The organism is Ruegeria sp. HKCCD7296 (assembly GCF_013110775.1).
Classification (GTDB): Bacteria; Pseudomonadota; Alphaproteobacteria; order Rhodobacterales; family Rhodobacteraceae; genus Ruegeria.
The window spans coordinates 140705-153876 of record NZ_WVRF01000006.1 but is presented as its reverse complement, the minus strand read 5'-3'; the positions used below and the strand labels follow the sequence as shown (position 1 = coordinate 153876).

The 13172-nt window shown below is 55.5% G+C and carries 12 protein-coding genes; 5 read left to right on the top strand and 7 right to left on the bottom strand.

Features of this window, described 5'->3' with window-relative positions; genetic code table 11:
• Positions 1-115 precede the first annotated feature (115 nt).
• Together GS632_RS10780 and GS632_RS10775 are read left to right on the top strand one after the other, a co-directional pair.
• Entirely contained in the window at positions 116-1036 is a 921-nt protein-coding gene (locus GS632_RS10780; RefSeq protein ID WP_171179188.1) for a sulfite exporter TauE/SafE family protein, read from the top strand.
• A 2-nt stretch (positions 1037-1038) separates the two neighbouring features.
• Positions 1039-1806, top strand: a complete 768-nt coding sequence (locus tag GS632_RS10775; RefSeq protein WP_171179185.1) for a TIGR02186 family protein — start codon at positions 1039-1041, stop codon at positions 1804-1806.
• A 3-nt stretch (positions 1807-1809) separates the two neighbouring features.
• On the opposite strand, the gene GS632_RS10770 is transcribed toward GS632_RS10775, so the two are convergent.
• The 6 genes from GS632_RS10770 to GS632_RS10745 all read right to left on the bottom strand — a co-directional run bounded on the left by GS632_RS10770 (position 1810) and on the right by GS632_RS10745 (position 8722).
• Entirely contained in the window at positions 1810-2538 is a 729-nt protein-coding gene (locus tag GS632_RS10770) for an SDR family oxidoreductase (protein WP_171238488.1), read from the bottom strand.
• Positions 2535-4067, bottom strand: coding sequence for an ATP-dependent RecD-like DNA helicase (locus GS632_RS10765; RefSeq protein WP_171721775.1), 1533 nt, complete (start codon positions 4065-4067; stop codon positions 2535-2537). The genes GS632_RS10770 and GS632_RS10765 overlap by 4 nt, the downstream gene beginning before the upstream one ends.
• A 60-nt stretch (positions 4068-4127) precedes the next feature.
• The gene (locus GS632_RS10760) at positions 4128-4766 is read right to left on the bottom strand and encodes an acyl-homoserine-lactone synthase (RefSeq protein ID WP_171179179.1); all 639 of its coding nucleotides are present in this window, start codon (positions 4764-4766) and stop codon (positions 4128-4130) included.
• A gap of 83 nt (positions 4767-4849) precedes the next feature.
• Positions 4850-5569 carry a LuxR family transcriptional regulator gene (locus tag GS632_RS10755; protein WP_171234934.1) on the bottom strand — a complete coding sequence of 240 codons (720 nt, stop codon included), beginning with the start codon at positions 5567-5569 and terminating at the stop codon, positions 4850-4852.
• 367 nt (positions 5570-5936) lie between these two features.
• Positions 5937-7220, bottom strand: a complete 1284-nt coding sequence (gene ccrA / locus GS632_RS10750; RefSeq protein ID WP_171179175.1) for a crotonyl-CoA carboxylase/reductase — start codon at positions 7218-7220, stop codon at positions 5937-5939.
• A gap of 137 nt (positions 7221-7357) precedes the next feature.
• Entirely contained in the window at positions 7358-8722 is a 1365-nt protein-coding gene (locus GS632_RS10745) for a 1-acyl-sn-glycerol-3-phosphate acyltransferase (protein WP_171179167.1), read from the bottom strand.
• Positions 8723-8865: 143 nt separating this feature from the next.
• Between GS632_RS10745 and GS632_RS10740 the strand changes: the two genes are divergently transcribed.
• The 3 genes from GS632_RS10740 to deoD all read left to right on the top strand — a co-directional run bounded on the left by GS632_RS10740 (position 8866) and on the right by deoD (position 12004).
• Positions 8866-10833 (top strand): protein meaA, encoded by a 1968-nt coding sequence (locus tag GS632_RS10740; RefSeq protein WP_171238490.1) that lies wholly within the window; start codon positions 8866-8868, stop codon positions 10831-10833.
• A gap of 124 nt (positions 10834-10957) precedes the next feature.
• Entirely contained in the window at positions 10958-11275 is a 318-nt protein-coding gene (locus GS632_RS10735) for an H-NS family nucleoid-associated regulatory protein (protein WP_171179162.1), read from the top strand.
• Between the two features lie 18 nt (positions 11276-11293).
• Positions 11294-12004, top strand: coding sequence for a purine-nucleoside phosphorylase (gene deoD, locus GS632_RS10730; protein ID WP_171179160.1), 711 nt, complete (start codon positions 11294-11296; stop codon positions 12002-12004).
• Between the two features lie 33 nt (positions 12005-12037).
• Here the strand turns inward: deoD and GS632_RS10725 are convergent, their stop codons facing one another.
• Complete coding sequence (locus tag GS632_RS10725; protein ID WP_171721776.1) at positions 12038-12901, bottom strand: DUF1989 domain-containing protein; 864 nt, start codon at positions 12899-12901, stop codon at positions 12038-12040.
• Positions 12902-13172 lie beyond the last annotated feature (271 nt).

Here is a 13172-nt window from a genome sequence, read left to right as displayed (position 1 = left end):
GCTCATCGAGCCTGGAGGCATGTGACAATGATCTACATGCAACAGACTGCATCAATGGCTTATCATTTGGCCGCATGCGGCAGCGCGGAAACGCAAAATACAAAGTGACGGTAATATGTACATCTACCTGCCCATAGCCGAAGTATCGGTGAACGCATTCCTCCTGCTTGGTTTGGGCGGAATGGTTGGCGTCTTGTCCGGAATGTTCGGGGTCGGTGGGGGCTTTCTTATGACGCCGCTGCTGTTCTTCATTGGCATTCCGCCAGCTGTCGCTGTTGCGACCGAAGCCAATCAGATTGTGGCATCGTCCTTTTCCGGTGTACTGGCGCATTTCCGACGAAAAACCGTGGACCTCAGGATGGGAACTGTGTTGCTGATCGGAGGTCTTATAGGCGCTGCTTTGGGTGTGGTTGTTTTCAACTATCTCAAGAGTCTGGGTCAGGTCGATCTGCTGGTTAAGCTGTGTTACGTGGTTTTCCTTGGCGTCATCGGTAGCCTGATGTTCGTGGAAAGTCTAAGGGCCCTGCGCAAGGCCAAAATGGGTGGGGCCGCCCCCGCCAAACGCCGTCAGCGGGGCTGGATCCACGCCCTGCCCTTCAAGATGCGGTTTCGCACATCAGGCCTTTATATTTCGGTCATTCCACCCGTTCTAGTTGGGCTTTTCGTCGGCATTTTGTCTGCAATCATGGGTGTTGGCGGTGGCTTTATCATGGTGCCCGCCATGATTTATCTGCTGGGTATGCCAACAAAGGTTGTTGTTGGCACATCGCTGTTTCAAATCATCTTCGTGACAGCCTTTACCACGATGCTTCACGCCACAACCAACTACACTGTCGACGTCGTTCTGGCAGTACTGCTGCTTGTTGGCGGTGTGATCGGCGCGCAGATCGGTACTGTTATTGGCGCGCGCATGCCAGCGGAACAATTGCGCGTTTTGCTGGCAGCTTTGGTTCTGGCAGTTTGCGGCAAGCTGGCGCTTGATCTGCTTCTGGAGCCTGCCGAGCTTTATTCGCTCGGAACAGGTGGAGGACACTGAAGATGCTGCGTTCACTTATTGCCGCATTTTGTCTGTTCTGCCTGCCGGTGTCCGCAGCGGAAGAACAAGTTGTCCTGGGTCTTAGCCAGGATCGCGTTGCAATCACGGCGACCTTTGACGGCTCCGAGATTCTCATTTTCGGGGCCATCAAACGGGAAACCCCGATTCCGTCCGGCCCATCGGTCGAGGTCATCGTTGCTGTCGCCGGCCCATCCGAACCTGTCACCGTGCGCCGTAAGGATCGAAAGCTGGGGATTTGGGTGAACACCGACAGCGTCCTCGTCGATCTTGCGCCCAGTTTCTACGCTGTCGCAACCAGCGGACCATTAAACGAGATTCTGAGCGACACCGATGACCTGCGCTATCGTGTATCGATCGAGCGTGCGATCCGCTCTGTTGGTGCCGCAATGCATATCCGCGGAGCGCAGGATTTTGCAGATGCAGTGGTTCGCATCCGCGAGGAAGAAAAGCTGTATTCCATCCGCGAAGACACGGTGGCTGTAGACGAACAAACTCTGTTCCGCACGTCAATCGACATGCCTGCAGACCTGACAGAGGGGGACTATGTCGCCCGTATCTTCCTGACGCGCGGTGGAGAGGTAGTTTCGCACTACGAAACAACCATTAATGTCCGCAAAGTCGGCCTGGAACGGTTTCTGTACAACATGTCGCGCCAGCAACCTGTCTGGTATGGCTTGATGTCGCTGGTTATTGCGATTGCGGCAGGCTGGGGTGCATCGACGGCTTTCCGTTTGCTGCGCGAAAAGTAACCTTCATCCCCTGCCGATGTAAGGCATGGTCGTGGCCATGACGGTCATGAACTGAACGTTCGCCTCGGGCGGCAAGGTTGCCATATGCAGAACGGACCGTGCTGCGTCCTCAACAGCCATAGTCGGGTCAGGCGTGTCCCCTGCCGCCTGCGCGGCGTCGACAAGACCCTGAACCATCTGTGTGCGGGCGTTCCCAATGTCGATCTGGCCACAGGCAATTCCAAAGGACCGCCCGTCCAGAGACAGGCTGCGGGTCAGTCCGGTAATTGCGTGTTTTGTCGCTGAATAGTGCACAGAGTTCGGACGCGGAACATGGGCGGCAATGGAGCCGTTATTGATGATCCGTCCACCCTGAGGGTCCTGATGCCGCATGATGCCAAAGGCTTCGCGTGCGCACAGGAACATACCGTTCAGGTTGACGTTGACGCTTTGGTACCAATCTTCAAGCGCGATCTCGTCAATCGTGCCACCCGGAGCAAAGATTCCTGCGTTGTTGAACAAGACGTCCAGACGCCCAACCTTGTTCGCGAACTTGCGGAACACGGTCTTCACAGCTTCAGGATCGGTGACATCAGCAGGCAACGAAACTGCGTTGGCATGTTTCTGTGCCAGGGCATTCAACTTGTCCGCACTGCGTGCCAGCATGCCAACCGTCCACCCTTGGGCCAGAAACAATTCGGCGGTGGCCAGACCAATGCCAGAGCTTGCGCCTGTCACGATTATGGATGTCATGTCTCTTCCGCCTCCAATGTCAGCGACGCCGCAGGTACAGCCCGCAAGTCATCCACCCGCAGCGGGTATGTTGGCTTTGATAAACGGTTGCGAACCACCCAAATCAACCGCTCTTGCGCCCGAGTGATCGCCACATAGGCCAAACGTTTCCACAAGGGTTGTCCGGCCTCGGTCCGACCCATTCGGGCCGCAGAGTAGATGTCAGGCGCAAAAACTTGAACCGTATCCCATTGCGAGCCCTGCGCCTTGTGGATCGTAACCGCCGCACCGTGCAGGAACGTTGCGCCCATACGCGCGGCAAAAGGAATGAATGGCTCTTCCTCGTTCGGTTTTTCGATTTGTACAATCGACGCAGCGCTGACCTGAGGGTCTTCGGCCCCCATAACGTGCAATCGCGAAAACCCCGGTTTTCGCCCCGGCCCCAGATAAACAACCTGAGCCCCCTTGATCAGCCCGCGCGCCTCAAGATCCAACCGTTTCTTGCGATGTTTCAAAGGCAGTTCGATCCCGTCGCAAATTAGCGGTTCCCCCTCCAACAGCTCGGTCTCTGGTGCGCCATGGACGTTCCTGAACGCCTGAATAAGTCGAATGCGTGTTGCGTTGCGCCAAACCAAAACCGGGCTGCGCGCCATCAGGTCGACCTCGACCCGCTGGCCCCAGACCACCCTGTCGTCACGGCGGGCTGTCTCTTCGACCAAACGCTCGAAGTCCTCAAACCCCATTTCGGGGTCTGCCAGAGCATGGGCCAGATCGAGAATCGGGTTGTCCGCATCCTGCCTGTGAACCCGTTGAAGCGTCAGCTTCCGGGGCTCGGGCAAGGCTTCAAAAACCATGCTGCCCGACTGGTTCACCGGTGCCAGCTGCGCCGGATCACCGAATAACAGAAGGGTTGGAAAAATCTCTTTCAGATCCTCGAATTGACGATCATCCAGCATCGACGCTTCGTCGACAAATCCGATGTCCAAAGGTTCGTCGCGTCGCTTCCACCCAGTGATGAAATCTGATCCCCTCAAACCGGCTGCGGCCAATGCCCCGGGCATGGACTTGTTGTTTTCGTAAAACGCCGCAGCCCGATCCAGGGCTTCTTCTGTCAGTCCTTCAATCTCGGGGCGTTCATCGTTGCCCGCCAGCCATTCAGCGATGCGCTCGTATTCCGGGTCGTACACCGGCGTGTAGAGAATGCGGTGAATTGTCGTGGCAGGCACACCACGCAGGCGCAGAACGCTTGCGGCCTTGTTGGTGGGGGCCAGGATGGCCAAGCTGCGCTTGTCCCTTGACTTGCGACTTTCATAGTCGCCGGACACGATCTGCACTCCGGTCTCTGCCAGCGCTTTATAAAGTTCAGCCAACAGCAGGGTTTTACCCGAACCAGCCTTGCCGATCACGGCCATTACACCGGATTTTCCTGCCCCCGGCAGCTTAACAAGGGCATCATCTTCAAGATCGACACCTGCTGATCGCAGCATCTCGGCGATGCTGTCAAATGCGGCGGCCTGATCATCCGAGAAGGTTACATTTTGCAAAGACATGGCGCGACCCTACAGGGCCGCGCCGACCATCACCAGATGCGGAATGGCGATTTCAGCCGCTCAGGCGGACAGTGCAAATCGGTGCTGCTTTTTGGGCCCAAAAGCCGTGTTGAACCAAAGGCGTGACAGTTCGCGTGGGATGCCCGCGCGCTCCGCCACGCGGTTGCAGTCATCTGCAGAGTAAGGCCACAACCCGACCGAGATCTGATCCCGCCCGCTGCCCTGGGTGCCCAGAACCTCGGGCGATGAGCCGATCAGGCGATAGATACGGATCATACGCGCATCAAACACACCGGCGATGTGTGTCAGGCCAAAACCCTCCATCATTTCACCCCCGCTCAGCATAATGGCCCCAGCCGTATGCGGGCCTGCGTCGCGTGACAGGCAAAACCGTGTAACTTCCCAGATCAGCGGGCTGCAAATGGGTTTGCCACCGTTAAGATGCCCAAACACCTCGTTGATCATCACCCGACCCGTTGTCGGCAACACCCGCATCGACCCGCCATGACGGCCGTCCGGCTCTTCCCAGATGACATAGAGCGGGTTGAGCGCATCATACTCATCCCGCTCTTCACCTTGTTCGTTGACGTGGACATCCCACCCCAGCCGGGTTTTGAACTGATCCGCTCGATCCTTGAACATCCCCTCTGCCAGAGTTGGAAATCTGTGCAACTCATCGGCATATAAATAACGCAACATGACTTGTTCCCCTTGTCGTCCTGTGCAGGAACGAAAGGGGTACAGAGTTGTGGTTATTATTACGTGTGGGGTGCGCGCTGGCCTTAAACCACTATTAAGCCTCGGCTAAGTGCGGTTGCGATTGCATGAGTTGTGTTATGAGCGCCCAACTTGGATCGGGCGCTTTCGATATAAACCCGCAGCGTATGCTCTGATATCGACAGAGAATGCGCCACTTGAGCCCTGCTGTATCCCAAAGCCAAAAGGGTGATCGCGTCAATTTCCCGTGGAGACAGATTACGCTTGGAATCCGGCTGCCTGTCCTCTTCGAACTCAAGCGCTTTGCGATTGATAAAATGCGCAACAAGGATCAAGTCTCGCCCGAAGGTGGAAATAAAGCGCTGCCAGGTCCGATCATCGCAACTGTGGTTTACTGTGAATAGGGCAAACTGCCCGTTCGGGCCCCGGATCGGAATGGAATAGCCCTGATTGCCAACACCGTGGTTTCTGGCATCTTCAAGAAAGGACTTTGCAATCCTGCTCGACCAGTCCAGAGATTTCCAGTCAACCGGATGAAATCTTTGGAAACACCCAAGAATAACCGGATCAATACGATGGTAATTCTTGTCCCGATAGCGTTCGTCCCAAGCATCTGAATATGTGGTGTAACCGTACTGATCGCCAGCACCATCGACCCAGTGATAGGTCAGATGTTCGACCTGAAGAATACCACGTAATTGCTCTGCAACATTGCTGAGCTCTTCAAGCGTGTTGGTGTTTTCCAAATCCTGAAGGATTTGACCCAATTCGACTTCTGTTCCCATCCGCGGGCGCTCGTGCCTCGTTCTTCAGGGACGCGATCTCGGCCGCCGCGATCAGCCTTGTGTCATCCAGCTGCTCGGCAAGCGCGCTCAACCCGTTCGCAACGGCGAAAGCATTGAGGTCCGACAATACGTCCAATATCCACTCATTCTGCGCCATTAGGGTCTCTCTGAAACAGTTAACGAAGCGTTAACACAACCATAACATGTATGATCTTTTTCGACCTATTCACCGGTTTCTACTCCCCAAAAATGGCGGGGGACGAAAATGTAAGTGTTTGAAAGTCCGAAAGGCTTTGTCAAAACGCAAAACACCCGCGAACCGGCAAGGCGATTCGCGGGCGTTTTTTGTCTACAACCCAAATGGGGGTCAGCCTGCGTCAAGAACCTCTTCAAGGGTGCGCAGGCCAGTGCGGGGCGCTTGAACAAGGACAGACATGTTCCCCGGCTTATGTTCGTTCCGGAGCATCTTCATGTGCGCCTCTGGCAGATCGTTCCAGGTGAACACCTCCGACATGCAGGGATCCAGGCGACGTTCAACCATCAGCTTGTTTGCAGCAGCCGCTTGTTTGAGGTGCGCAAAGTGCGATCCTTGCAGGCGCTTTTGATGCATCCACATGTAGCGCACATCAAAGGTACAGTTGAAACCTGTTGTACCGGCGCAGATCACGACCATACCACCTTTTTTGACAACAAAGGTCGAGACCGGGAACGTGCTTTCACCGGGGTGTTCAAACACCATATCCACGTTGTTGCCCTTGCCGGTGATGTCCCAAATCGCCTTGCCGAACTTGCGGGCTTCTTTGAACCATTCGGCATATTCCGGCGTGTTTACCGTGGGCAATTGGCCCCAGCAGTTGAAGTCTTTACGGTTCAGCACGCCTTTGGCACCTAATCCCATAACGAAATCGCGCTTGCTTTCGTCCGAGATTACACCAATCGCATTCGCACCGGCCGTGTTGATCAACTGGATCGCATAGGAACCCAGACCGCCGGACGCGCCCCATACCAGAACGTTCTGGCCCGGCTTCAGATCATGCGGCTCGTGGCCAAACAGCATCCTATAAGCGGTCGCCAACGTCAGTGTGTAGCACGCAGCTTCTTCCCAGGTCAGGTGCTTGGGGCGCGGCATAAGTTGTTGTGCCTGAACGCGGGTGAACTGGCTGAAAGAGCCGTCTGGTGTCTCATAACCCCAAATCCGTTGGCTGGTCGAGTACATCGGATCGCCGCCGTTGCACTCTTCATCATCGCCATCGTCCTGGTTGCAGTGGATGACAACTTCGTCGCCGACTTTCCAGCGCTTCACCTTATCGCCAACGGCCCAGACAATGCCTGACGCATCCGAACCGGCAATGTGATAGGGGGCTTTGTGGCCATCAAACGGGCTGATTGGCTGACCCAGGGCGGCCCAGACACCGTTATAGTTTACGCCAGCTGCCATCACCAGAACCAGCACCTCGTTGCTGTCCAGTTCGGGTACGTCGACCACTTCTTGTTGCATTGCAGTGTTCGGCTCGCCGTGGCGTTCCTTGCGGATGGCCCAAGCATACATTTGCTTGGGGACAAATCCCATCGGAGGGATCTCACCCATTTCATAGAGGTCCTTTTCGGGTGCCTCGTACGACGCGATACCGCTTTCGGTGTCCAAAGCCATGCTGGCCTCCTATTCTCAATATCATTGCCGCAACGCAGAATCGCGTGCTTCACAGACTGTGAATATTGACCACTGAGTAATAATGCAACCGTTTTTGGTTCATATTTGTAATTTTATGACCCAGCAGATGCAGAAAGTTATTTCGCAAGCGCAGTATTCTCAGAATCCCTGTGGTTTGGGGCTGAGGCTGCATAGTACTCCAGCAAATCCTCTCTTTGACCTGAAAGGGCCAGATTGTCCCCCTGGCGGCTTAAGATCCTGCGCTCGACCAACTGATTCAGGGCATTTTCAACCGCCGCTTCGTCTTGGTCTGACGCATGGCCGTCTTCGGCCAGCATAGAAAGTATTTGGGAACGAACGACCTTTTCAGATGAAGAACCTTTCTGTTGCAACAACAGGCACGCCGCAGGGGCCGGAACCAGCGGGATCGCTTGCCCGATGCGTTGCATCAATTCCCGGGCCAGATCCGTCATGACATCGTCATCATTCACGACGCGAAATTCCTTTAGCGAAATGGGCACCCCATATCGCACAGAGGCAACGCCAAACCGCTTGTACCGCCCGATCAAGCGCCGCCAGATCTGCTTGAGGATCCAGCGCGAGATTACGCCAATCCGAGCGCGAAACCGACGCTCAGACCCCAAAGCCGCGCGAGTCAGGATGGTATCTTCAAGCACTCGATCATAATTCAACGCCACAGGAACGAATACGACGTCGCGGCCTTCAGGCGAAGTTCCGTCCATAATGTATTTCAGCAAACCCAGTTTTGGGCGACCCAGTGCGCCAGTCAGGCTTAAACCGCCTTCCGGGAACATGGCTTGCGTCACACCCGCTTCGGTCGCGTGGCGCACATAGCAGGACAACACCTGCCTATAGAGCTCACTGCCTGATTTGCGTCGAATGAAGTACGCCCCCATTGCGCGGATCAAACGGCTTAGCGGCCAAACGCGCGCCCATTCTCCGACAGCATAAGACAAGGCCGACTGCTGTGCCGCCAGATAGGTCACCAGCACATAGTCCATATTGCTGCGATGGTTCATCACAAAAACCACGGTCGCATCCGGGTCGATGTTCTTGATCGCAGCCTCGTCCTTGTACCCGAGTCGGACCTCGTAAAACGTATTGCTCAGCAGACGGGCGAGCCGAATGGCAAAGCTGAAATAGGCAAAGGCAGAAAACGACGGGACAATCTCGCGCGCGTAGCGGCGCGCTTTTTCAAAGGCGACTGCCTCGGGAATGCCTTCGTCCTGCGCGTGTTGTTGAACCGCCTGCCCGACCTGAGGGTCGTAAATCAGCCGCTGGATCATGTCATGACGCCGCGCCAGCTTGAACGGTTGAATGGGACGTTGAAGCCTTTGATTCAGGCGCGAAACGGCGCGTTCCAATCTACGGCGAAAAAACCATCGCACTGAAGGAAACAGAAAATGCGAAGCAAAAGTGACCATGGCAAAGACCACGATCAGCAGGAAAAGCCAAAGCGGAAGTTCCACGGTTTGCGTCATGGCGGCACATTGCCACCAATCGCAACTGCCCACAATCTGAACAATTGAAGGATGCCGCAACGCAGCGAATTGACATATCCCGAAAATTGCGCTTTAGAACCTCAAGACGTAATTTTATTGCCCACTGAAACACGAGGCCCCCTATGACGCAGACGCAGAAAGATCGCCCTTGGCTCATCCGAACCTATGCCGGTCATTCCACGGCCAAAGCCTCGAACGCACTTTATCGGGGGAACCTGGCGAAAGGGCAAACCGGCCTGTCCGTGGCTTTCGATCTGCCCACGCAAACGGGCTATGACAGCGACCACACATTGGCACGCGGTGAAGTCGGCAAAGTGGGCGTTCCCGTTTGTCATCTGGGCGACATGCGGGTTCTGTTCGACCAGATCCCGCTTGAGCAGATGAACACCTCGATGACGATCAACGCCACTGCCCCATGGTTATTGGCGCTGTATATCGCTGTCGCGGAAGAGCAAGGCGCAGATGTGTCGAAATTGCAGGGCACGGTGCAAAATGACCTGATCAAGGAATATCTGAGCCGCGGCACCTATGTTTGCCCGCCCAAACCGTCGCTTAAGATGATCGCGGACGTGGCCGAGTATTGCTATACCAACGTTCCCAAGTGGAACCCGATGAATGTGTGTTCGTACCACCTGCAGGAAGCGGGCGCGACACCAGAACAGGAACTGGCCTATGCGTTGGCCACCGCCATCGCGGTGTTGGATGAATTGCGCCCGCGCGTTCCGGCAGAGGATTTCCCAGCCCTGTGTGGCCGTATTTCGTTTTTCGTGAACGCGGGCATCCGCTTTGTCACCGAAATGTGCAAGATGCGCGCATTTGTCGATCTTTGGGATGAGATTCTGCAACAACGCTATGGTGTCGAGAATCCGAAATTCCGCCGATTCCGCTATGGGGTGCAGGTTAACTCGTTGGGTCTGACCGAACAACAGCCTGAAAACAACGTCTATCGCATCCTGATCGAAATGCTGGCCGTGACGCTGTCGAAAAACGCGCGTGCGCGTGCGGTGCAATTGCCTGCCTGGAACGAGGCGCTTGGGCTGCCGCGCCCCTGGGATCAGCAATGGTCGATGCGGATGCAGCAAATCCTGGCCTATGAGACCGACCTGCTGGAATTCGACGACCTGTTCGATGGCAACCCCGCCGTCGATGCCAAGGTCGAAGAGTTGAAGACAGGCGCGCGGGCCGAGTTGGCGAACCTTGATTCGATGGGTGGCGCGGTGGCCTCGATTGAGTACATGAAATCCCGCCTGGTGGACTCAAACGCAGATCGGCTGAACCGTATTGAACGAAACGAAACCGTCGTTGTTGGTGTGAACAAATGGATCGAAGGTGAAGCTTCACCTTTGCAGACCGAAGATGGCGGCATCATGGTTGTCGATCCGGCGGTGGAACAGGAACAGATCGACCGCCTGAACTCCTGGCGCGCTGAACGGGACGACTCGGCTGTTGCAAATGCCCTGGCCGCGTTGCGGGAGGCCGCGAAAACCGGAGCAAACGTGATGGAGCCGTCCATTGCCGCCGCCAAGGCGGGCGTCACCACAGGCGAATGGGCGGAAGAGATGCGCAAAGTCTACGGTACTTATCGTGGCCCAACCGGTGTTTCAGGCTCGGTTTCGAACAAAACCGAAGGGTTGGACGATCTGCGCGCTGCGGTCGACGCGGTCAGTGACAAACTGGGCCGTCGTCTCAAGTTCCTGGTTGGCAAACCGGGATTGGATGGCCATTCCAACGGCGCTGAACAGATCGCCTTCCGCGCCCGTGATTGCGGCATGGACATCAGCTATGAAGGCATCCGCCTAACCCCAGAGGAAATCGTGGAAGCTGCGCGCGCAGACGACGCGCATGTGATCGGCCTGTCCATCCTATCCGGCAGCCACCTGCCACTGGTCGAAGATGTATTGGCGCGTCTGCAAAAAGAAGGGCTGTCCCATATTCCAGTTGTGGTCGGCGGGATTATTCCCGATGAAGATGCCGAAAAATTGAAAGCCATGGGGGTGGCCAAGGTTTACACCCCTAAAAACTTTGAATTGAACGCAATTATGGGCGATATCGTTGTTTTGGCAGACCCCAAAACACTTGCTGCGGAATAACTGAGCCTTTTCTTTCTTTTTTCCCCGTTTCTGTCCTTTAAATCTTTGGGATGGAATAATCCTGTTTTTGGAAATACGGTGCGCGCCAATACGCACCGTATTCTAATTCAATCGGAGAAGACTGATGGGGATCAATCTCGAACAAATGTCGCGAAAAGAGCTGTTGGCTTTACGTGACGATATAGACAAAGCGCTTGTAAGCGCCGAAAAACGCGAGCGGAGTGCGGCTTTGAAGGCTGCTGAAAAAGCAGCGGCAGAGTTTGGTTTTTCGCTGTCTGAATTGTCCAGCGACGCGCCTCGTGGCGGAAAAGCGCCTAAAACGAAAGCGAAATATCGCAATCCGTCGAACCCGGACCAGACGTGGTCAGGTCGTGGGCGCAAACCCCAATGGGTGCATGACGCCTTAAATGCGGGATCCGATATTTCTGAATTGGAAATTTGATCAGGGTAAGTTGAACAAATGACCATTCACATTGGTGCCGAAAAAGGCGAAATCGCAGAAACCGTTCTTTTGCCCGGAGACCCTTATCGGGCAAAATGGGCTGCAGAGACTTTTTTGACCGATGTAAAACAGGTCAATGACGTTCGGGGAATGCTTGGTTTTACCGGCAATTGGAAAGGACATCCTGTAACGATTCAGGGCAGCGGCATGGGGATGCCCTCTCTTTCCATTTACGTCAATGAATTGATCCGTGATTACGGTGCAAAAACTCTAATCCGTATCGGTTCATGTGGCGGCATGCAGGACAGTGTGAAACTGCGCGACGTTATTCTGGCGATGACATCTACCACGCTCAGCACTCCGTCGCGCGGCATCATGAAAGAGTTGAACTTTGCCCCCTGTGCTGATTGGGGGTTGTTGCATTCTGCGGCAGCGGCAGCAGCGGCAAAGGGGACGCCAACGCATGTTGGTGGAATCTACTCGTCCGATGTCTTTTATGACGAGCGCCCGGACCTGAACGAACAGATGGTGCGTCACGGCATTCTGGGCGTCGAGATGGAAGCCGCAGAACTGTACATCTTGGCGGCACGCCACAAGTGCAGGGCTTTGGCTGTACTCACTGTTTCCGATCACCTTTTGACCGGAGAAGCTCTGCCGTCGTCTGAGCGCGAGCGGAGCTTTGGTGACATGGTGGAAATCGCCCTTCAGGCGGCTTTCCCGAACACCTGACAAATGGCAGGCACCACCAGGTGCCTGTCGGATTTATCGCCCATGCGTGCGATCATAACCATTGCGCGCCGGGCTTTCCCAACCTTTCAAATCACCTTCAGCGGGTGCGAATGTTTCGACCAGCAGCGGGAAACAGGCCGCCGTGTCCGAGGAATGCTCGGACGAACAATCCCCGCCTGGGCAGGCGCTCAGATTGCCAAGCAGATCAATTTCGGCAAAGAATTCAAGATAATCACCGGGGCGCACAGGTGAGGCCTTCATAAAATATTGACCCGTATCGCGGGTAAACCCGGTGCACATAAAGACATTCAGCACGTCATGCACTGCAAGTTCAGCTTCGGTCAGCGGAAGATCCAAATGATCCGCAAGCGCGCGGGTCAGGTTTGAATGGCAGCAGTGGTGGTATTGCGTACCCGACAACAGGTTGCCCGTATACGGATCACACCGCGTACCAATAACGTCATGGACCGACCCGCCAAAGACGTCGATTCCGTACCATTCCAGTGTGTCTTCAATGATCGTGGCCATAGGGCGCAGATTGGGAAAACTGGACCACATCTGTTCTCCGGTGGTCAGATGCGTTCCATGCAAGGCGCGGGTTTTACCTGAATAGAACCGTTCGGACAGGTCATTGCGGTTCCATATGTTCAAATCACCGACCTGTGGGCCTTCGACGGACGTAATTCGAAAGAAATGCCCTGCCGGCACCTCAAAACAGCGCGCATCGCGCGGGGGAACCAGAACCTCGCCGGTTTTGATTGCGCCTTGGCGCAGGGTTCGCATCCACGACACATCAGGTCGCGGTAATGCGTCGTTCGGGTAGCAGATTACGGGGGCCAGCGCGCGACGCGCCTCAGCATCTTCGGGAACGGGGACAGGGCGTTCAGAACGTGTCATGCGATGCAGACTGGCGCATAACTCTGCCTGCGAAAAGCAGATAATTAGTTGTCGCGCGCCCTCGAACACCGCAAAGGCTGTTCCTGAGAAGTGATTTCAGCGCCGCAGAAGCTACACCGCCAGACACCATGGCTTTTGTCTTGGCGCCACCGACAATTACGCGTCAGCGTAGAATGACGGGCGCGCCAGACAAAATAGCCTAATACACCGGCCGCCAACAGAAGCAGAAGAACAGGCATTGCCTTGCTTTGCCGATTAGCAGTCGTAGTTC